This is a genomic window from Streptomyces pratensis, from assembly GCF_016804005.1.
Lineage (GTDB): Bacteria > Actinomycetota > Actinomycetes > Streptomycetales > Streptomycetaceae > Streptomyces > Streptomyces pratensis_A.
In genome coordinates this window covers 8,047,350-8,065,801 of the sequence record NZ_CP051486.1, presented here as the reverse complement: position 1 = coordinate 8,065,801, position 18,452 = coordinate 8,047,350, and the positions used below count along the sequence as shown (strand labels likewise).

At 68.7% G+C, this 18,452-nt stretch carries 18 protein-coding genes and 3 pseudogenes; 5 read left to right on the top strand and 16 right to left on the bottom strand.

The features are described from left to right. Window positions 1-118: 118 nt before the first annotated feature. On the top strand, window positions 119-1,081 hold the full coding sequence (locus HED23_RS33980) for an SDR family NAD(P)-dependent oxidoreductase (protein ID WP_203187135.1): 963 nt from the start codon (window positions 119-121) through the stop codon (window positions 1,079-1,081). Window positions 1,082-1,329: 248 nt separating this feature from the next. Here HED23_RS33980 and HED23_RS33975 read toward each other — a convergent pair whose 3' ends face one another. The 6 genes and pseudogenes from HED23_RS33975 to HED23_RS33955 form a co-directional block, all read right to left on the bottom strand. Continuing rightward, entirely contained in the window at window positions 1,330-1,701 is a 372-nt protein-coding gene (locus tag HED23_RS33975) for a DUF6193 family natural product biosynthesis protein (RefSeq protein ID WP_203187134.1), read from the bottom strand. A 93-nt stretch (window positions 1,702-1,794) separates the two neighbouring features. Next, window positions 1,795-2,121 (bottom strand): hypothetical protein, encoded by a 327-nt coding sequence (locus HED23_RS33970; protein WP_203187133.1) that lies wholly within the window; start codon window positions 2,119-2,121, stop codon window positions 1,795-1,797. A 324-nt stretch (window positions 2,122-2,445) separates the two neighbouring features. Continuing rightward, the gene (locus tag HED23_RS33965; protein WP_203187754.1) at window positions 2,446-3,123 is read right to left on the bottom strand and encodes a DUF4232 domain-containing protein; all 678 of its coding nucleotides are present in this window, start codon (window positions 3,121-3,123) and stop codon (window positions 2,446-2,448) included. A 392-nt stretch (window positions 3,124-3,515) separates the two neighbouring features. Then, window positions 3,516-3,644, bottom strand: a pseudogene (locus tag HED23_RS35795) (DUF6193 family natural product biosynthesis protein); the annotation flags it as partial. Between the two features lie 109 nt (window positions 3,645-3,753). After that, window positions 3,754-4,065 carry an NIPSNAP family protein gene (locus tag HED23_RS33960; RefSeq protein ID WP_203187132.1) on the bottom strand — a complete coding sequence of 104 codons (312 nt, stop codon included), beginning with the start codon at window positions 4,063-4,065 and terminating at the stop codon, window positions 3,754-3,756. Between the two features lie 118 nt (window positions 4,066-4,183). Next, window positions 4,184-4,579 carry a winged helix-turn-helix transcriptional regulator gene (locus HED23_RS33955; RefSeq protein ID WP_203187131.1) on the bottom strand — a complete coding sequence of 132 codons (396 nt, stop codon included), beginning with the start codon at window positions 4,577-4,579 and terminating at the stop codon, window positions 4,184-4,186. A gap of 158 nt (window positions 4,580-4,737) precedes the next feature. Here HED23_RS33955 and HED23_RS33950 point away from each other — a divergent pair, with 158 nt between their 5' ends. Next, window positions 4,738-5,469 (top strand): alpha/beta fold hydrolase, encoded by a 732-nt coding sequence (locus tag HED23_RS33950; protein WP_203187130.1) that lies wholly within the window; start codon window positions 4,738-4,740, stop codon window positions 5,467-5,469. Window positions 5,470-5,783: 314 nt separating this feature from the next. Here the strand turns inward: HED23_RS33950 and HED23_RS33945 are convergent, their stop codons facing one another. The 3 genes from HED23_RS33945 to HED23_RS33935 form a co-directional block, all read right to left on the bottom strand. Beyond that, window positions 5,784-6,185, bottom strand: coding sequence for a DNA-binding protein (locus HED23_RS33945; protein WP_203187129.1), 402 nt, complete (start codon window positions 6,183-6,185; stop codon window positions 5,784-5,786). Then, window positions 6,182-6,430 carry a type II toxin-antitoxin system CcdA family antitoxin gene (locus HED23_RS33940; RefSeq protein WP_203187128.1) on the bottom strand — a complete coding sequence of 83 codons (249 nt, stop codon included), beginning with the start codon at window positions 6,428-6,430 and terminating at the stop codon, window positions 6,182-6,184. The genes HED23_RS33945 and HED23_RS33940 overlap by 4 nt, the downstream gene beginning before the upstream one ends. 132 nt (window positions 6,431-6,562) lie before the next feature. Then, the gene (locus HED23_RS33935) at window positions 6,563-6,862 is read right to left on the bottom strand and encodes a hypothetical protein (RefSeq protein ID WP_238442218.1); all 300 of its coding nucleotides are present in this window, start codon (window positions 6,860-6,862) and stop codon (window positions 6,563-6,565) included. Window positions 6,863-7,067: 205 nt separating this feature from the next. Between HED23_RS33935 and HED23_RS33930 the strand changes: the two genes are divergently transcribed. Continuing rightward, window positions 7,068-9,350 (top strand): ATP-binding protein, encoded by a 2,283-nt coding sequence (locus HED23_RS33930; RefSeq protein ID WP_203187127.1) that lies wholly within the window; start codon window positions 7,068-7,070, stop codon window positions 9,348-9,350. On the opposite strand, the gene HED23_RS33925 is transcribed toward HED23_RS33930, so the two are convergent. The 5 genes and pseudogenes from HED23_RS33925 to HED23_RS35595 form a co-directional block, all read right to left on the bottom strand. Then, window positions 9,335-9,799: a response regulator gene (locus HED23_RS33925; RefSeq protein ID WP_203187126.1), complete on the bottom strand. Its 465-nt coding sequence runs from the start codon at window positions 9,797-9,799 to the stop codon at window positions 9,335-9,337. The two genes, HED23_RS33930 and HED23_RS33925, sit on opposite strands and share 16 nt — an antisense overlap. Then, window positions 9,796-11,550 (bottom strand): PP2C family protein-serine/threonine phosphatase, encoded by a 1,755-nt coding sequence (locus HED23_RS33920; protein WP_238442217.1) that lies wholly within the window; start codon window positions 11,548-11,550, stop codon window positions 9,796-9,798. Before HED23_RS33920 ends, HED23_RS33925 begins: the two co-directional genes overlap by 4 nt. 589 nt (window positions 11,551-12,139) lie before the next feature. Next, entirely contained in the window at window positions 12,140-12,535 is a 396-nt protein-coding gene (locus HED23_RS33915) for a hypothetical protein (RefSeq protein WP_238442216.1), read from the bottom strand. Between the two features lie 133 nt (window positions 12,536-12,668). Next, window positions 12,669-12,938: a hypothetical protein gene (locus tag HED23_RS33910; RefSeq protein ID WP_238442215.1), complete on the bottom strand. Its 270-nt coding sequence runs from the start codon at window positions 12,936-12,938 to the stop codon at window positions 12,669-12,671. A gap of 243 nt (window positions 12,939-13,181) precedes the next feature. After that, window positions 13,182-13,390 (bottom strand): annotated as a pseudogene (locus tag HED23_RS35595) (hypothetical protein); the annotation flags it as partial. Between the two features lie 508 nt (window positions 13,391-13,898). Here HED23_RS35595 and HED23_RS33905 point away from each other — a divergent pair. Then, window positions 13,899-16,298 (top strand): PA14 domain-containing protein, encoded by a 2,400-nt coding sequence (locus HED23_RS33905; RefSeq protein WP_203187124.1) that lies wholly within the window; start codon window positions 13,899-13,901, stop codon window positions 16,296-16,298. A 708-nt stretch (window positions 16,299-17,006) separates the two neighbouring features. On the opposite strand, the pseudogene HED23_RS35585 reads toward HED23_RS33905, so the two are convergent. Next, window positions 17,007-17,272: pseudogene (locus HED23_RS35585) on the bottom strand (DNA-binding protein); the annotation flags it as partial. Here HED23_RS35585 and HED23_RS33900 point away from each other — a divergent pair. After that, entirely contained in the window at window positions 17,178-17,456 is a 279-nt protein-coding gene (locus HED23_RS33900; RefSeq protein ID WP_203187123.1) for a hypothetical protein, read from the top strand. The pseudogene HED23_RS35585 and the gene HED23_RS33900 overlap by 95 nt on opposite strands. Before the next feature lie 142 nt (window positions 17,457-17,598). Here the strand turns inward: HED23_RS33900 and HED23_RS33895 are convergent, their stop codons facing one another. After that, a complete protein-coding gene (locus HED23_RS33895) occupies window positions 17,599-18,348 on the bottom strand; it encodes an SDR family NAD(P)-dependent oxidoreductase (RefSeq protein WP_203187122.1) in 750 nt (249 codons plus the stop codon). Between the last annotated feature and the right edge of the window lie 104 nt (window positions 18,349-18,452).

The window sequence follows — 18,452 nt, the reverse complement described above, 5'->3', positions numbered from 1 at the left end:
CCGGGACGGCCGGCGCCGATCGCGGTGAACCAGCACAGCAGACACAACGGCTGACCCCGGACGGCCGCGGTGACCTCCCCTTGACTTGGAGCGCGGTCCAACGTCTAGCGTCCGCGTCATGACGACACCTCAGCACAGGATCGGTACGGGCTTTGGCGCCCGGAGCACCACGGACGACGTCCTGAACGGGATCGACCTGTCCGGCTGCACGGCGATCGTCACCGGTGGCTACTCCGGACTCGGACTGGAGACGACCCGCGCCCTTGCGGGTGCCGGAGCCCGCGTCGTGGTCCCCGCCCGGCGACGGGCGGCCGCCCGAGAGGCGGTCGAGGGTATCGAAGGTGTCGAGACCGACCACCTCGACCTGTCCGATCTCGAAAGCGTCCGCGGTTTCGCCGAGCGGTTCCTGGCCTCGGGCCGTGAGATCGACATCGTGATCAACAACGCCGGGATCATGGCCTGCCCCGAGACACGGGTCGGCCCGGGGTGGGAGGCGCAGTTCGCCACCAACCACCTCGGCCACTACGCGCTGATCAACCACCTCTGGCCGGCGATCGCCCGTGGCGGTGCGCGCGTGGTCGCCGTGTCCTCCGGCGCCCACGGCATCACCGGAGTGCGCTGGGACGACGTGCACTTCGAGCGCGGCTACGACAGATGGCAGGCGTACGGGCAGGCGAAGGCGGCGAACGTGCTGTTCGCCGTCCAGCTCGACGCGCTGGGCCGCGACGCAGGAGTAAGAGCGTTCGCACTGCATCCGGGCAGCATCCTCACCCCGCTGCAGCGCCACCTCGCGAAGGCGGAGATGGTCGACGCGGGCTGGATCGACGAGAAGGGCAACCCGACCGATCCCACCTTCAAGACGCCCGGCCAGGGTGCGGCGACGCAGGTGTGGGCGGCGACCTCGCCCCGGCTGGCGGGCATGGGCGGCGTGTACTGCGAGGACTGCGACATCGCCGAGCCGGCCGGCGACGGCTCGGAGGGCGGCGTGCACGCACACGCGACCGACCCCGAGCAGGCAGCACGTCTCTGGACGCTGTCGGCCGACCTCACGGGCGTCGACGCGTTCGCGACGGCACCCTGAGCGCGGCCCTCTGAGCGCGATCAGCGCGATGCCCGTGTGCGACGTATGCGGCGTGTGCGGCGTGTGCGGCCCGGAGTGCGGCGGAGTCGGTCGGACCGTCCTCCAGGGCGCAGCGGCCCGGCCTGCCTCATGCAACCAGTCCGGGACTCGCGCCTGGTCCCGTGATCGGCATCGGGAGCTTCAGCCCTTCGCCCTGGGGCACCCAGGGCACGCGTACGCCCCCGCGATCCGGTGGTGGGGCGATGCGGTCACACGTCGTCCGGGGTGCCGTCGACCGCCGGGCCGCAGCCGTCGGGAAGATTGGCGGCGATCAACTCATAGGCCTCTTCGACGGTGTCGACCTCGCCGAGGAGGGTGCGATCAGACTCTCGGCGGACTCGGTAACCACCTTCGACCAGGGGATAGGCCGTACCGACGTCCCAAGTCCACGGCCATCGGGTGCACCGGCTCAGGTACAGGACGCCGTGGCTGACCATGGGGTGGAGCTGTCGCAACGACGCGTGAGCGTAAGCAGTTCGGGGTACGACCGGATCGATGCTGTCGAGCCCGTAGGACAGCACAGCAGACCACTCCGCAGCTACGGCTTCAGCAGCGTGCCGGGCTTCTTCATCGCTCGTCATGAACTGCTTTCACCTCAGATGTTCCGGTGGTTTCGTGAGGTCCGGTGTCATGCCGGGTAGGGCCCTTCCCGACCGAGGAGCCCGTCGGCACCCCTATTGCGTCGCGTCGCAACTCTCGCAGCGGCTCACAGCCGCCCGATCGAGGTTGCCCTGGGTGGCGCGGAGCGGGCTGGAGGGCGCTAGACGCCGCCATGCCCCGGGCGCCGGTGTGAGCACCCAGCCGTAGCGGGGTGCCCGGATGTCTGCCGGGACGATGTGGGTGCAGCCGGGAAGGTGGGCCTTGCCGCTGGCGTGGACGATGATCGCAGCCACCGGCCAGGCGCCCCAGTCGCCGATGGGTGCGCTGCCGCGAGGCTCGCGGGGAGCGCAGTCCGCGCAGTTGTGCATCTCATGGCGTTCGCAGTACTGCATGGTGCTCACCCTGTCAGGTTTCGCGCCGTTGCCCGGTGAGCTCGGAGCCAACTCCGTGACCGGAGGCCGAAGTCGTGCCCAGGCGGCTCGGTCCGTCGACGCCTCGGTCCCGCGACCCCTCGACCTCTCGGACCCGCGACTCTCGATCGCTCGGTCCGTCAGTCCAGCGCTCTCAGTTCCTCCGGGACGGCAGCTCGGTGCGGGCCTGTCCACGGCGCCTCGCGACGCGCATCCCAGGCTGCGTACGCACGGCACCCGGACTCTGGTGGGTGCCGGCGTCAGGCAGCCGGCAGGGCAGGCGCCGCCAGGGCCATGTCCGCCGTCATCGGGCCGTCAGACGATGACGGGGACGGCCTCGGCGCGGCTGGTGGCCCAGTTGGTGACGATGGGCTTGTCGACGGTGGCGGGGTCGGGGAGCTTGAGTTCGGCGGGGTCGGCCTCGTCCTCGGTGGTGGCGATGATGACGTTCTCGAATTCCTTGCCGCCATCGCTGTCGGTGGTCTTGGGGCTGATACCGGTGTATGCGACGGCGGAGCCGGTGAGCTTGATGGGGTCGGCGCCGCCCTGCCCGACCGGGGAGGCGACGCCGTCGGCGCCCGAGCCGAACGACACGCTGGGGGTGTTGACGTCCAGGTAGCAGGTGATACCGGACTTGGCCTTGGCCGTGACGAGGTAGTAGCCGCCGGCCTGGGACTCCGAGGTGACCGTGAACTCCAGGTCGTTGGTGCCGCAGGACTGTCCGTAGCCGCTCTTCTCACCGTCGCTGGAGCCGGCGGCCTTGTCTCCGGAGCCCTCGGAGCCGGAAGAGCCGCTGGAACCGGACCGGCTGGCGGAGGGGCTCTCGCCGGAGGAGGGGCTGCCGCTCCCGTCGCTGTCGGCAGAGGGAGCCGAGGAGCTGCTGACGTCCTCGACCTCGTCGGGGCCACAAGCGGTGGAGGTGGCGGCGAGGGCCGTCACGGCGGCGGCGGCGAGGACGAGACGAGTGGAACGGGCGGCGAGGCGCGAACGCATCATGATCTCCAGCGGCTTTCGGTGGCGGTGCTTCCTGCTTGCAGTGATGACACTAGGACCGGGTCGATCCTGAAATGATTCGAGGCGTGTCCGGGTCCTGTCTCAGCAACATCGGTTCCAAGAAGCGGGGTTGGATTCCACCGACCCCAGCTCAAGGGCCGAGTCAGGCCCAACCGCCAGGGCTGGGACATCGCACGATCACATGGCTCCGCCATCACGGCACGCGCGTCCACCGGCCCCTGGGAACCACCGGCTGCCGCCCGAGAAGAGGAGACCGGCCGAACACCGGACGACGGCCCCGGACCTCACTCGGCACCGCACAACCCCGGCCGGACGTCTACGGCCGGCCCGCTGCGTGGCCGATCACGCGCCTCTGCGACGCGACACCGTGTTCACAGTTGGTCCGGGGTGCCGACGACAGCAGGACCACACCCCTCGGGAAGAGTGGCGGCGATCAACTCGTAGGCCTCCTCGACGGTGTCGGCCTCGCCGAGGAGAGCTCTATCGGATTCGCGCCGTACCCGGTAGCCACCGAGCCATGAGGATTGGCCTCGAACCCCACGGCAGTAGCTGTCATCGCAGTGCTGGGCTCAGCTGCTCGGCGGGGTCGCGCCGCATGCTCCCGCCGGCCTAGGACAGGCCGTCGAGCGGCCTGAGGAACCGGCGCTCGTAGCGCTTGATGCAGCGGGTCTCACGAGCCAGTTCGAACGCTTCCTGGCACTCCGGGTCGGACATGCTGTCCGTGCGGTACTGCTCGTACGCGGCCAGGCTGGGGAAGGAGAACAAGGCGTAGGCAATGTCGCTGTCGCCCTCGCTAGGCAGGAAGTAGCCGTGGTGCGTCCCGCCGAACCGGTTGACGAGCCGGACCCAGCGGCGGCCGTACTCCTCGAAATCCTCAAGTTTGTCAGCGTCGATCTCGTACTTCAGGTGAATGGTGACCATGCCTGCATGATGCCGTGTCACGGGCGGGCGCCCGTACGGTGCCGGGGCTGGTGGCCAGGGCATCCGGCAAGGCGACCTCGGCGACCGTGGCGTCGCCGGCGTACCTCCGGGGCCGGGGTCAGGCGGGCGGGGTGTCGGGGCGGGCGTCGTACGCGGTGCGGGCGGCGTCGATGTGCGTCAGGTGGGTGATGCTCCACTCCAACAGGGGCGCGGTGGCTTCGCGGAGGGTCCTGCCCATCGGAGTGAGTTCGTAACTGACGTGCGGTGGGCTCACATTGCGGACGGTCCGTGTGAGGATCCCATCGCGTTCCAGGCCGCGAAGGGTGACGGTGAGCATGCGCTGGCTGATCCCGTCGACGGACCGCTTGAGTTCGGTGAAGCGGCGTGGCCCCTGACTGAGGTTGCGCACGATCAGCAGCGACCACTTGTCGCCGACGATGCCGAGCACTTCACGGGCCTGGCACGGGTCTTCCGTCCGTGCCGCCCACGACTCGCCACCCGCTGTGCCGTTCATGGTTACCTCCGGAGAACCAGGGCACGTAAATGTGCCTTATTGATCGGGGTGTAGCAGGTGCAGCACGATGATCGCGGTTCCCGAAGAGTACCGAGGCACAAACCGGAACCATCATGTCCCCATGCCGTCACGCCCCGAAGAGGAAGAGAAATCCCCTCATGGCAACTTTTCTGCTGGTACACGGCGCCTGGCACAGCGGCCGGTGCTGGGAGCGTGTGGTCCCACTGCTGGAGTCGGCTGGACACCGCGTGCTCGCGCCCTCGCTGACCGGCTACGGCGACAAGGCACACCTGCTCGGTCCCGAGGTGGGGCTCGACACGCACGTCCAGGACGTCGTAGAGCTGATCCACGAGGAGGACCTGAGCGAGGTGGTGCTCGTGGGGCACAGCTACGCGGGGCTGGTCGTCTCGTCCGTGGCCAACGAGGTGCCGGAACGGATCGCGCATCTGGTGTACCTGGACGCGATGGTCCCGGAGCACGGCGAGACCGCCGTCGACGTGCAGCCCATCACCCAGAACCTGATCGACCTGGCCGCCGAGTCCGACAACGACTGGCGCATCCCGCCGCTGCCCGAGATGCCCGCGCCCCTCGGGCTGTTCGGGGTCACCGACCCGGCGGACATCGCATGGCTGCGTGCGACGCTCTCCGACCAGCCAGTGCGCTGCCTGCGGCAACCGGTCCGGCTGGACAACCCCGCCTTGGACTCGGTTCCGCGTACGCACATCCACTGTGTCGGCGCCGAGCCGGAAGGCATCGTGCGGCGGCCTGTCCCCGCGACACAGCCCAACGGCTCCCCGGCACGGATACGGGAACTGCCGACCGGACACGACTGCATGATCACCATGCCGTCGGACCTGAGCGAACTATTGCTTGAATCCACTCTTCGTTAGCAGCCTTCCGGTGCGGATCTGGTGCGGGCCCCTGAACGGTCCAGGCAACAAAGAAGCCCCCGGCCACTGGCTTGGGGCTTTTTCATGGAGCGGGTGACGAGAATCGAACTCGCGCTCTGAGCTTGGGAATCAACGGTTCTTGAACGACTGCATCGGCTCTGACCTGCGTATTTGGTCGAGGCGTGCGACGCCGCAGCGGTCTCCGGGCACCGTACATGACCGCTGTTGTCCGCTCCGCTGGGCACGGATGGGGCACGAGTGGCGGCAGCCGCAACAGACCCTGCCGAGGTACATGCTCCGGCTGGGATGGCGGGTCAGAGGGGGATGACGCGGACTTGGTCGCCGCAGAGCTTGGTCATGTCGTCGCCGTCGGAGGTCAGCAGGGCGACCGGCTTCGGCTGCCGGAGCGCGACCTCGGCGACCGTGGCGTCGATGGCGTACTTGTGCCCGTGCAGTCCGGCGCCCTTGAGGAGCTCAGCCGCTGCTTTCGCCGCCTGCTCGGTGACCGGCTCCACCTTGATGCGGGACAGGGCCCAGCTCAGGCGAGGCATGTTGGTACGGGAGTGGGTTACTTCCACGATGGTGTTCGCCCCGATCACCAGGTCGGCTCCCATGTCGTGGAAGACCTGCAGCATCGCGAGGAGCTTGCGGTCCTGCGCAATCCAGGCGGAGAGTCCTTCCGAGTCCAGGACAACGGTTTCGATGCGCTCGCTCACGCGGCGTCCGCGTCCTTGGAAGAGCCGGTGGCGCCGAAGATCTTCGAGTGGGCCTCGGTGAGTTCCTCGTCGCTGAAGCCTCCGTGCTCTTCTTCATGCCGGCGAAGGTCGTCGCCCAGAAGCTGGTGCCGGATCTGGCGGGCCACGGCTTCCGCCACATAGCCGGAGACGTTGTCCGTGAGCTTGCGTAGCTCCGCCACCTGGTCGCTGGGAAGTGTGACGGTGATGCGAGTCGTTGAGGACATACGTCAAGCATACTGGAGTATGCGCGAGAGGGCTTGGGTTTGCGGCACGGATCGTTCCGGTCAAGGTTTCGCGACCGGAGGGTGCGGTTTCCAGCGCTGGGAGTACAAGCCCGCCGGCCATGTGCGTATCGGTCAGAAGGGCGGTTCGAGATAGCTGCGGCCATCGCTGTGTGGCCCCCAGCCCCAGGACTCCTCCAGGAAAGGCTCAGAGTCGGGGACGTCGTGGCCCCACGCTTCGAGCGCCTTCTGGGCAACACGCCGGTTGGGGTCGTCGCCGCTGGTGTCCAGGATGGCGCGCGCGTGCACGGCGAGGTGATCGCGGTGCTCGGCGAGCGCGGGGTGCTCGGCGAGGATGAGCGCGGCGATAACGGCGGCTTCGCGCACGTCCTCGTGGCTGTCTCGGAGGAAGGGCGAGACAGCCCGATAAAGCATCGGGCGCAGGTCCCGGAAGGACGCCACGATGGTGCCGGGGGCGACGCCTGGTTGCGCAAGAGCTGATCACCCACGGCAGTTGGCTGCCGCGGGGAGCAACGACACACACCCGCAGCAGTTCCTCCGCCGCAGGGCACCATGGAAGGATCGCGGCAAACCGGACATCGATCAGGCCGGTTCGAGAACTCTGTGCGGGGGAGAAGAGATGTCCCTACCGGAACCGGAACGCGAGGCCGAAGCGGCGGCGGCCATCGGCTTCGACCTCAGCGAATGTGTCCGGGAGCCCATTCACCGGCTGGGCATGATCCAGTCCCACGGCACCCTGCTCGCGGCGGAGGCCGACACCGGCACCGTGGACACGGCAGCACTGAACACGCTCTTCCTGCTGGGGATTGCTGCCGAGGAGTTGGTCGGAGGGCCCATCACGCGGGTCCTGTCCCCCGAGCACTGGGACGAGGCGCTCCAGGTCTGCGCTCAGCCCGATGCGGCAAGCCTGGTCCTCCCCGTCTCCGTCGATGTGGCGGGCGCCCCCCATATGTTCGACGTGACCGCGCACCGGCACGGGCCTCTGGTCGTTCTGGAGTACGAGTCGCGCACCGTCGCGGCGCCACACTTCCCGCACTTCTACCAGGGGGTCCGGCGAGCTCTGACGCGTCTGCGGTCCTCGATGGCTGTAGTCGAATGCTGCCAGGCGGCAGCCCGTGAGATCCGGGCTCTTACAGGCTTCGACCGCGTGGTCGCCTACCGCTTCGACGGGGAGAACGGGCCGGGAGAGGTGGTCGCCGAGGACATCGCCGAGGGCCGGGAGCCCTGGCTCGGACTCTGGTTCCCCGCCAGCGACATCCCGCCCCAGGCGAGGAGGCTCTACCGCGACAACTGGATCCGGGTCATCGCCGACGTGGATGACACCAGCGTGGGTCTGCACCCTCCGCTCCGAGCCGATTCGGGCCTGCCACTGGACCTGTCGAACTCCGTGCTGCGCACGGTGTCCGGCTTCCACCTGGAGTACCTGCGGAACATCGGTGTGAAGTCGTCGATGTCGGTGAGCGTCCTCCGGGAAGGCGAGCTCTGGGGGCTGATCGCCTGCCACGGCTACGCTGCTGTCACCGTCCCCCCGGAAATGCGGGCGGCGTGCGAGTTCTTCGGCGTGGCCTTCTCCCTCCAACTCGCGGTCATCGAGGAACGAGAGCAGGCCGAGGCACTCACCGCATCCCGCGAGCGCCTCGACCGGATCATCTTTCGGGTCACGTCGGACTTGGGGGACTCACTCCTGGCAGGTGACGACGCCTTCAGAGATCTGCTGCACGCCGACGGCGCGGTGCTCTGCCGCGGTGGCCGGAGCACCATCAGCGGGATGAGCGTTCCCCCTGCACTGCTGGAGGCCCTTCAGACACGCGCGACAGGGCCGGCACCCGGCACGGTCTGGAGTACGGACCGCCTGTCGGAGGAGTCGGGTGATCAGGACGACTTGGTGGAAGACGGCCCGGCAGGGGCCCTGATGGTGACGCTGAGCCGCTCGGGCGACTACCTCGCCTGGTTCCGCAAGGCCCGCCCGACCGCCCGCCGATGGGCCGCCGACCCCTCCAGGCCCGTCCAGGTCGGACCACGGGGCGAACGGCTCACCCCTCGCGGCTCAGGTGCCGTATTCCGCGCGGTGGTACATGGACAGTGCCTGCCCTGGACGCCCACCGACCGTGCCACCGCACAGGAGCTCTGGCGCACGCTGACAGGACTCGTACTGCGGCACGAGGCGGAGCTGGCAGCGTTGAACGAAGAGCTACGCATCACCAACTCCGACCTCGACTCATTCGCTCACGTGGCAGCTCACGACCTGAAAGAGCCACTACGAGGCATCTCCAACGCCGCGACCTTCGTCATCGAGGACGCCGCCGCGGAGCTCGATGCGACCACCGTCCGCCGGATGCACACCGTGCGACGGCTGGCCGGCCGGATGGACGACCTGCTCGACTCACTGCTGCACTTCGCCCGACTGGGCCGAGGCGGGCTTCACCGCACCAAGGTCCCACTGGACCGCGTACTGGATTCCGCGCTCGACGTGGCCGGCGAACGCCTGGCCGAAGCCCACGTGCGGGTCGTCCGACATGACCTGCCCGAGGTGTACGCCGATGAGAGCCGGCTCTACGAAGTGCTGGTCAACCTCCTGGTGAATGCGGCCAAGTACGCCGCTGACCAGGGCGACCGCACGGTCGAGGTCCTGGTCGACACGCTTCGCCCACCGTCCGGCGGGCCTCCACAGCAGACCGTCGTGGTCCGGGACAACGGCATCGGCATCCCGCCCGGCCAGCAGCACCAGGTTTTCGAGCTCTTCCGCAGACTGCACGGGCAGGGCGAGCGCGGGGGCGGCACCGGCGTGGGGCTCGCGATCGTCAGGCGGATCGTCGAGCGCCACGGCGGCGAGCTGTGGCTCGACAGCGAACCAGCCCGTGGGACGACGTTCTTCTTCACCCTGGGTCAGGAGGGAGGCTGAGCGGGAGGGCCCTCCTCCCCGCCCCCCGCCTTCCTCTGCCAGTAGTCGACAGCCCCCTTCAGCACCGCGCTGAAGAGTTCGAAGTTGACCGGCTTGTAGATGTAGCTGTCGGCGCCTGCCGCATAGGTCGTGTCCACCTCGTCCGGCCCGGTGGACGAGGTGAAGGCGACGACGGCCACGCCCTCCAGTTCCGGCCGGGACCGGATCGACCGCAGCACTTCGGCTCCACTGGGACCGGGCAGCTTCAGGTCCAGGAGGACGAGCCCCGGCCGACGGGGAGCTTCCAGCAGCCGCTCGACGAATCCCGTCCCCCGGTCGGTGAAGTCCAGGGTCAGGTCCGGATGGGTGCGACGGAGCGCCCGTGCGATGGCCTCGGCGTCCTCCGCCGAATCCTCGACCACCCAGACGAGGTCGTGATCGATCCTCTGCTCCCCGGCAGGCCCGCTCATCCGATGGACTCCGCCCCTGCGACAAGCACGGCGATGTCGTCGGCACCCGTCGCCCGGAAGTCCACGACAGCCTCTGCCAGCCGCTCGGCGAACCGCTGGGCCCCACCGGCACCCTGCCGCACGACCTCGTCCCGCAGACGCGATTCGAAGAACGTGCCGTCGGCCGCTCTTGCCTCGGTCACTCCGTCGGTGAACATCACCAGCGCGTCCCCCGGCGCCAGGCGCACCGACCCGGATCCGTACTCGATGTCCTCCAGCACGCCCAGCAGGTCCCCGTGGGCGAGGAGTTCCTCCACGGTGCCGTCCGCACGTCGCATCAGGGGCGCCGGATGCCCGGCACTCCAGTAGCGCGCACGAAACCCCCACCCGTCCGGTACCAGCACTGCTACGAGCGCCGTCACGAAGCGGGACGTGCCCTCCCTGACCAGGGCCTGGTTCAGCCGTTCCAGCGCGTGCTCGGGCGTACTGCCGTCCTCGAGGAGGGTGCGCAGGGTGTGGCGGGCCAGACCTGTCAGCGCCGCCGCCTCCGCCCCGCGACCGCAGACGTCACCGAGGAGGAGGGTCACACCACCCTGCGCACTCGGGACGGCGTCGTAGAAGTCGCCGCCCACGTCGAGCGAGACGTCACCCACTTCGTACGCGGAACTCAGCGTGATTCCCGGAATCAGCGGCAGCTCTCTCGGGAGCAGATGCCGCTGGAGAGAGACCACGTGGCGGCGCCGCTGTTCGTACAGGGTGCTGCTGTCGATGGCCAACGCAGCCCGGTCGGCCAGACCCGCGAGGAACTGTGAGGCCCCCTCGGCCACGACCGCCCGATGGTAGAGAAACGTCAGGGTACCCAGGACCCGGCCGCGGGCCTTGAGCGGATTCACACTGATCGCCCGCACGGCGCGGCCGGGCCCGGACGAGGCAGGCCCGAAGGGCCCCCCTCGCAACCCCTTCCCCGTCAGCGCCAGTGCCTGCCCGTTGCCGAGCACCTGCCGTAGCGCCTCCGTCAGCCAGGCGTCCTCGGACGCGACCTCGCCGAGCCACTGCTGGTCACCGGCGTCCATGTGCGCGAAGGACACGGACCTCAGTCCTTCGGGAAGAGAGAGATGCAGAACGCACCCCTCGGCGATGGCGGGAACGGCCGTGCGAGCCACCCGCTCCAAAGTGCTCTTCACATCAAGGCTCGAATCCATCTGCAACGACGCCTCCGCCAGAAAGGCGTCACTCACCTGACGCACCTCGTCGGCGCGCCGCGCCGTGATGCGCCTGTCCGAGACCATGGCGACCTCGGCCACCTGCTTCAACCGGGTCCGCAGCGTCACATCGATGGTGTCCCTGTCCGCGGTACCGACCATGAACGAGGCCCAGCCGTCCTGCCCCAGCGGCACGGCACACTCGGCCAAGCTCCGCGTGCCGACTGCCGCCAGCACCTGGACGTGCGGCATGGCGCCGTCGAGCTCCGACACCTCGTGAACCGAGACAGTCGGATCACCGTCCGGAGCCCCGGCTGCGCCGGATTCGCCGTAATTCCGTTCGATTTCCACGAGCGATGACGTCGGCTCCGCCACGGTGACACTACGCAGATAGTGGAGCAGCCCGCCGCTCCAGCGGGTACCCACGACGGCCAGTACGCCGGGCATGCGGAGCAGCATGTCGTAGAGAGAATCGGCCAGCCCCGTCACGTCCTGCGCATTTTCGGCGACGCGCCAGAGCTCATGCAGACGGCCTGACCACCATCCGTCATCCGCCTGACGTGAAGCCATGCCCTCGTGCTGCTCCACCGCTGATCCGCCGTCCCGTATCACCACTGTCGGCCCCGGCCCGTCATGGGAAACGCTAAGCCACCCCGCGACTGAGCGCCTCCAGGCGCGGTCTCGGTGGCGCTTGGAAGGAGACGCGAGAGGCCGACCGCCACAGCCGTCACCCCTGCCGTCCTCGTCGGTCACGCTGCCCGCTCCGTCCGCCCGGACCGCGCATCCGCGGCGGTGACCGACCCGCCCATGCGCCCGGAGCCGTGCCCACGACGCCGGGCGCCTTCACGACGTGATCGTTTCAGTTTGTCGGCGAGGTCCCCGGGCCGCCGGCCCGGGGCCAAGTTGCTGTGCTTCGTGGAACGGGTGACGAGAGGCCAACTCGCGCTCCGAGCTTGGGAATCAACGGTTCCTGGATAGCCAAAGCAGCTCTGACCTGGAAGTTTGCCCCGAGTGGGTGAGGTCGGTGTGGTCTCTGGGCGCCGTACACGACCCCTGTTGTCCGTTCTGCTGGGCACGGCTGGGGCACGGGCGGTGGCGTCTGCGGATGTCCGCTGCGGTGCGCACCGGCGTCGGTGGGGACACCGGTGCGCGTTGACGCTCATGACCAGTGGGAACAGTCTTCCGCGGAGAGCTCCGCGACCGCTGCGTCCGTCACGCCCTCGAGGTCCGGGATGTACGGGCGGACGTCGGGCAGTGGTGTGCAGAAGGTGACGTTGGAGGTCAGTAGTGCCTCGTCGGTGTCGGCGAAGGAGAACGAGACGTAGGACTTCACCGCTGTGTCGCCGAAGTGCTCCTGTGCGGCATGCAGGCAGGCGGCGACGTAGGCCAGGCACCTCCGTACGAGGAGCGGCGTGCGTTCGTCCGTCGCGGTGGGCAGGTCGTAGTCCGTCATTCCCCTGCCGTTGACCGTGATTTCCTCCGCGAGCCGGTCGGGGTACTCCGGGAGGTTCTCAGGGAGGAGGTCGATCAGCACCCGCCCACCGGCGGGTGTCAAGGACCATCCTCGCTCCACGACTTCACGGAACATGGGAGGGATGTGCCGGACGCCCAGTCCTGCGGTGTCCGTCTCCTGCAGGAGCGCCCTCATCCGAGCATTGCTTCGCATGTCCAGCCCTCGCCGAGCGGTGTCAGCGCGTAGGTCCCCGCTCTGCAGACCACACCGCGAATTTCTGGAGCGCAGGGCCCTCGACCCGGACTGCGCCCGCTGCATATGCGGCCCAGAGCAGTTCCTGACAGCCGAAGAAGGATTCCCCCCAGCTGTCCACCCAGACGTGTACGCGGGACGGTCCGACCGGTGTGGCGTCCCACCACTCCCAGCCTCGGGAGTCCTCGTCGGGGTCGAAGCGGTACAGCCAGTCCCGCAACTCCCACGGCCGGCCTCCCCCCGTGTGCTCCACGTATCCCTCGTGGCCGGTCCTGGCGAACTGCGGGGCGCGCTCTTCGTTCCCGGAACTGACGGCCGCGAACCAGACCGGAACATCGTCGACCGGCAGGCTCTCCTGCTTTGCGTTCGGTCTGGGCCAGCGGGCGCATCCCGGAGTGGTCCCAGGTGAGGACGACCGGGTGCGAAAGGTCGGCGGAGGTGGTGGTCTGTTCGCAGAGCGTGCTGCCGTCCCAGGTGAAGCTCACCTGCTCGCGGTGCTGCGTGCCTGGGCGAACCGGGCCGGCGCTTCCTCGTCGGTGAACCCACAGACCCAGCGGATCCCGCCGAACCCCGCGGTCCACAACCCGCCCCGTTGAACGGCACCAGTACCAACGTCCGCCGCAACTCACCCAGCATCGCCCGCGGATCTCCGATGCCGGCCCGCCGCTCTGCGATCCGATCCGCCAGCGCTGTCCCCTCAGCCACCGAGCCGCTGTTCACGTGCCAACGTCCACTGGCCCCGGTGCTGGTCCCGGGTTCGAAACACCGTAGGACACCACGCTCGGTATGAACCAGCGGTTCCACCGCCCCTGCCGACCCCAGGGCGGTCTCCGTGGGCCGGTGGCCTGCGGTGCATGGACGGGATCGACAGGGCGTGCGACCGGAGGCGCAGGCTGGTCAGGATGAACCGACCGGCCCGCAAGACGTAGCGTGGTCCGGACAACAAAGAAGCCCCCGGCCGCTGGCCTGGGGCTTTTTCATGGAGCGGGTGACGAGAATCGAACTCGCGCTCTGAGCTTGGGAGTCAACGGTTCTTGGGCCGTTGAAGGGGCCGCTCTGCTGGGCACGGATGGGGCACGGGAGTCGCTACGGAGACCGTGCCCCAGCGGCTGAGCTGTCACGGCTGAGGCTCGTACAACCAACCGGCCCTCTTGTCTGTCTTGTTCGGCGACGTCTGACCGACATCGGCCGCCGAACAGGACTGAATGACTTGATGAACCCAGCCAGACGCACGACCGCCACCGCCTTGGCTCTGGCCACGGCAGGCGGAGTGCTCTACGCCACCGCCGTACCTGCTTCCGCGGCGGTGAACTGTACTTCCCCCGTCTTCACACGGCAGTTCTTCGCGAACACGACGTTCTCGGGCACGCCGAAGAAGACGGACTGCGATTCCAAGATCGACCAGAACTGGGGCAGCGGAGCCCCTGTCTCCGGCGTGCCGTCCAACAACTTCGGCGTGCGTTGGTCGGTGACACGCGACTTCGGCTCCGGTGGCCCCTTCACGTTCACGGCCTCCGCCCTGGACGGAATGCGCGTCTATGTCGATGGCGTCCGCAAGATCGACGTATGGAAGAACGTCTCCGCCACCGTCAAGAAGACGGTCAATGTGACGATCCCCGCGGGCAAGCACACGATCCGCTTCGACTTCGTCAACTGGACAGGTTCCGCGAACGTCAGGTTCGCCTATACGCCACGCACCTCCGCCGCCTACGACAAGGTCAAGCCCCTCATTCCGACTGGCACGGCCGTCTCGTACAACTCCGCCACCGGCGCCGCCAAGCTCACCTGGACCAGGAGCAAGGAGATGGACCTGGCGAACTACCGGGTCTACCGGCGGCTGAAGGGCGCGACGTACGGCAAGCAGCTCGCGACGACCACCGCCACGTCGTACACCGACAGCGCGCTGCCCAAGACCGGAGCGGCCTACTACTACGAGGTGCGGGCCGTCGACAAGGCGGGCAATGCATCCGGCGGCAGCTCCGACAAGCTCGTCACCACCGTCGACAGGACGCCGCCCGCCGCGCCCTTCGTCGAATGGGATGCCTGCCCGGCCGACCAGCCCTACGCGGCACCGGAGCTGGTCACCACCGCGCAGAATGCCGCCGACATCGCCCGGTACGAGATGCAGCGGCTCGACGCCACCACGAAGAGCTGGAGCACCATCTACTCCGGCACCAAGGGTGCCATCTGCGACACCGGTTACCGGGCCGACGGCAGCAAGGTCACCTACCGGGGGCGGGCCCGGGACGCCGCCGGGAACTGGTCGGCGTACTCGGCCGCCACGACGTTCACCACCCCCGACCTGACCGCGCCCGCCGCCGTCACAGGGCTCCGCGCCGAGTACCGGTCGGGCGTTCCGCATCTGGTGTGGTCACCCGTCGCCGGGGCCGCCTCCTACCAGGTCCTCCAGTACGACCCGGCGACCGGCGACTACACCGACGCTCTTCCCGACGGGAGCCCCACCACCCGGACCGACGTCGTGCCGCGCCAGTCGGCCGCCGTCTCCGACAGCTACCGGTACGCGGTGCGCTCGCTGGACGCCAGGGGCAACCCTGCCGCGCCGGTGGAGATCACTCTGAAGATGGCCGACCGGCCGGAGGCGATCCCCGCGTTCAAGACCACTGCCGACAGGTTCGACGAGGGCGTGATGGTCGAGTGGAGCAGCGTCGACCCGTGGACCGTCGACGAGCAGCCCCTTCCTACGTACAAGATCATCCGGACCGACACCGCGACCGGCGAGACCGACGTCGTGGACCAGTGCAAGCCGAACAGCTCAGTGGACCAGCCGCTGGATGACCCGGACACGTACTGGACCTGGGCGGACGACGATGCTCCCCTGTCCGCCCGCAAACAGGTCAACGGCAGCTGCTGGGACGTCCAGGGCAAGTCGGAGACGACGTACGAGTACCGAGTCGTGACGATCGACCGGTACGGACATGTGTCGCAGGCCGGCCCGCCCGCCACGGAGACCACCCCGGACACGCAGCGTCCGGCCCCGGTCCAGGACCTGACCGCGGAGCGCGTCCCGCTCGGCGTCCGGCTGACCTGGACGCCGCCCGCCGACACCGATGTCTCCGGCTACCGCGCGTGGCAGGGCGTCACCGACCCGGACAGCGGTGAGACGGTCTGGAAGAACAACTGCTGGACCGGCAGCTCCCTGACCAGGACCGAAATCCTCTGCCCGACAGTGCCGGACGGCGCCACCCACGTCTACAAGGTGGCCGCGATGGACGATCACCGCGACGATCCACTCGACGTCCTCCACCCCGCCGAGGTCTCGGTCACCCTGCCCGACACCCAGCCGCCAGGCTGGACGGAGACCGAGGTCCGTGAGGGCCAGTACCCGGATCTGTACGTCGGCTGCTCCGAAAGCTCCGGACTCGGGGACTGTTCCCGGTTCGCGAGCTACCGCGTGGAGCGCTGGGACCCTGCCACTGCCGCCTACGTGGCCCTGGCGGAGGGCGCGATGGGTGACGCCGCGTTCTACATGGACACCACGGTGCACGAGGACCGGCTCGGCCTGTACTACTACCGCGTCGTACGGCTCGACGCCTCGGGCGTCGAGGCCGTGACCCGATCGACGGCGTACGGCATCTGGGACTCCTGGCTCTGACCGGACATGGGAGGGGACCGAAGGGTTCTCCGGTCCCCTCCCATGCTGGGCGACGAGCGGTTCGACCGGCCGCAGGACTTCGACCTGGGCGTGTACTGGGTCTCCTACCTCGATGACTTCCAGGCCCACTGCTATATCGGCACAGCCACCGTCCGCCTTTCTCCCCGGGGACGCCGGCGCTTGCTCGGCAACGTTGCCCTTGCGGTGGTGAGGGCCTTCGGCTCCACCGCGACCGCCGGCGGTGACGACGGACGGGTCGAGGCGGTCATCCCGGTCGAGGGCACCGAGCACGCCTGCTGCGAGTTGCTGAGGCTCGGGGGGATGCCGAGGTGGTTGCACGGGCCGAACTCCCCCAGGTCGTGGCCGCCACCGCAGCGATACTCACCCGAGCCTACGAGAACAAGGGCCCAGGTGGTGCGCGACGCCGGGGAAGTCTGGGCAACGACGAACCCCCAGGTCCATGACCTGGGGGTTCGTGAAAGAGCGGGTGACGAGAATCGAACTCGTCCCCTGAGCTTGGGAATCAACGGTTCTCGAACGACAGCATGGGCTCTGACCTGCATATTTAGTCGAGACGTGCGAGGCCGGAGCGGTCTCCGGGCGCCGTACATGACCGCTCTTGTCCGCTCCGATGGGCACGGATGGGACACGCGTGGCGGCAGCCGCACCAGAACCTGCCGAGGTACATGCTCTGGGTGGGCTGGTGAGTCAGAGGGGGATGACGCGGACCTGGATGCCGCAGAGCTTGGCCATGTCGTCGCTGTCGGACGTCAGCAAGGCGACGGGTTTCGGTTGGCGGAGCGCGACCTCGGCGACCGTGGCGTCGATGGCGTCCCTGTGCCGTGTGGTCCTGCGCCTTTGAGGAGCGCCGCCGCAGTCTTGGCCGCCTGTTCGGTGACCGGTTCCACCTTGATCCGGGACAGGGCCCAGTCCGAGCGAGGGATGTTCATACGGGAGTGGCTGACTTCCACCAAGCCGCTGACCAGCGGGAAGAAGGAAGCTAAACATGCTGATCGCGCGGGAAGCCGCCGCCGCGGGCACGCCTTCTCCCACGTGAAAGGCTGGCGCATCCTCACCAAGCTCCGCCTCGACACCCGCGACGCCACCACGCTGCTGCGGGCACTGCTCGTACTCACGAGCCACGAAGTCCCTCGCTGACAGACGATTCACCATCGGCCCCCCGCCGGCGACCAGCGACTTCCAGGTTAACGATCTTCAATGGCGAGATCCCCATGCCGGCGCAGCGAGTGCGGAGTCGGGCTGGTCGCACGCGTGGCGGCAGCGATCCGGTAACGGGCCGTCATCGCCCCAGCGCTGCACCCCCGTTCACATGCACGATCGCCGCCGTCATGTACGCCGCTTCAGGTGACGCCACATAGTGCACCGCGGCGGCGATGTCCGAGGGTCGGCCCGCCTGGCCCGTCAGCGACTGCTCGGTCCGGGCGGCGACGAACTCGGGCGTGGCCCGGTCGCCGAAGAACTCGGTGTCGGCGACGAAGCCTGGGGCGACCGCGTTGACGGTGATGCCCTGCGGGCCGAGCTTCTGCGCCAGGTCGACGGTGTAGGTGTTGACGGTGGCCTTGGAGCCGCCGTACGAACCGGGGCCGCGCAGCGCGGCGATAGACGACATCTGGATGATTCGGCCGCCGGGCCGGGTGAGGTGCGGCAGCAGCCCTTCGGTGAGCAGCACGGCGGTGAGGACGTTGGCCTCGAAGTTGCGGCGGAAGCTGTCCGCGACGCCTTCGAGGGTGCCGTCGTGGGCCGGTGCGACGTTGCCGCCGGCGTTGGCGACGACCACGTCGACCTGTGCGCCGCCCGCGCTGCAGAATTCCACGGCTCTGCGGACCTGGCCGGGATCGCTCAGATCGGCGGCGACCCAGGAGGCCGTTCCCGCACCATGCGCGGCGTCGAGCTCTCCGGCGGCCTTCTCCAGTGGCCCCTCGCGCCGCCCGATGAGGACGACGTGGTCGCCGTCCGCCGCAAAGACCTCGGCCACCGCCCGCCCGATCCCCGTACCGCCACCCGACACCACGACCCTGCGCTGCCCCACGACCCCACCCCACGTCCTCGGTTATGAACGACGGTCACATCTCTGCCCGCCGCACGGTACGACCGCCGATCGTCGGAGTCAACGGGCAGGTGCCGCAGGCTCCT

Coding starts and splice junctions, on each gene's coding strand:
- HED23_RS33980 (WP_203187135.1), top strand. CDS start 119: ATGACGACACCTCAGCACAGGATCGGTACGGGCTTTGGCGCCCGGAGC.
- HED23_RS33960 (WP_203187132.1), bottom strand. CDS start 4,065: ATGGTCACCATTCACCTGAAGTACGAGATCGACGCTGACAAACTTGAG.
- HED23_RS33965 (WP_203187754.1), bottom strand. CDS start 3,123: ATGCGTTCGCGCCTCGCCGCCCGTTCCACTCGTCTCGTCCTCGCCGCC.
- HED23_RS33920 (WP_238442217.1), bottom strand. CDS start 11,550: ATGGCTTCACGTCAGGCGGATGACGGATGGTGGTCAGGCCGTCTGCAT.
- HED23_RS33975 (WP_203187134.1), bottom strand. CDS start 1,701: ATGACGAGCGATGAAGAAGCCCGGCACGCTGCTGAAGCCGTAGCTGCG.
- HED23_RS33950 (WP_203187130.1), top strand. CDS start 4,738: ATGGCAACTTTTCTGCTGGTACACGGCGCCTGGCACAGCGGCCGGTGC.
- HED23_RS33935 (WP_238442218.1), bottom strand. CDS start 6,862: ATGCTTTATCGGGCTGTCTCGCCCTTCCTCCGAGACAGCCACGAGGAC.
- HED23_RS33905 (WP_203187124.1), top strand. CDS start 13,899: ATGAACCCAGCCAGACGCACGACCGCCACCGCCTTGGCTCTGGCCACG.
- HED23_RS33925 (WP_203187126.1), bottom strand. CDS start 9,799: ATGAGCGGGCCTGCCGGGGAGCAGAGGATCGATCACGACCTCGTCTGG.
- HED23_RS33930 (WP_203187127.1), top strand. CDS start 7,068: ATGTCCCTACCGGAACCGGAACGCGAGGCCGAAGCGGCGGCGGCCATC.
- HED23_RS33940 (WP_203187128.1), bottom strand. CDS start 6,430: ATGTCCTCAACGACTCGCATCACCGTCACACTTCCCAGCGACCAGGTG.
- HED23_RS33955 (WP_203187131.1), bottom strand. CDS start 4,579: ATGAACGGCACAGCGGGTGGCGAGTCGTGGGCGGCACGGACGGAAGAC.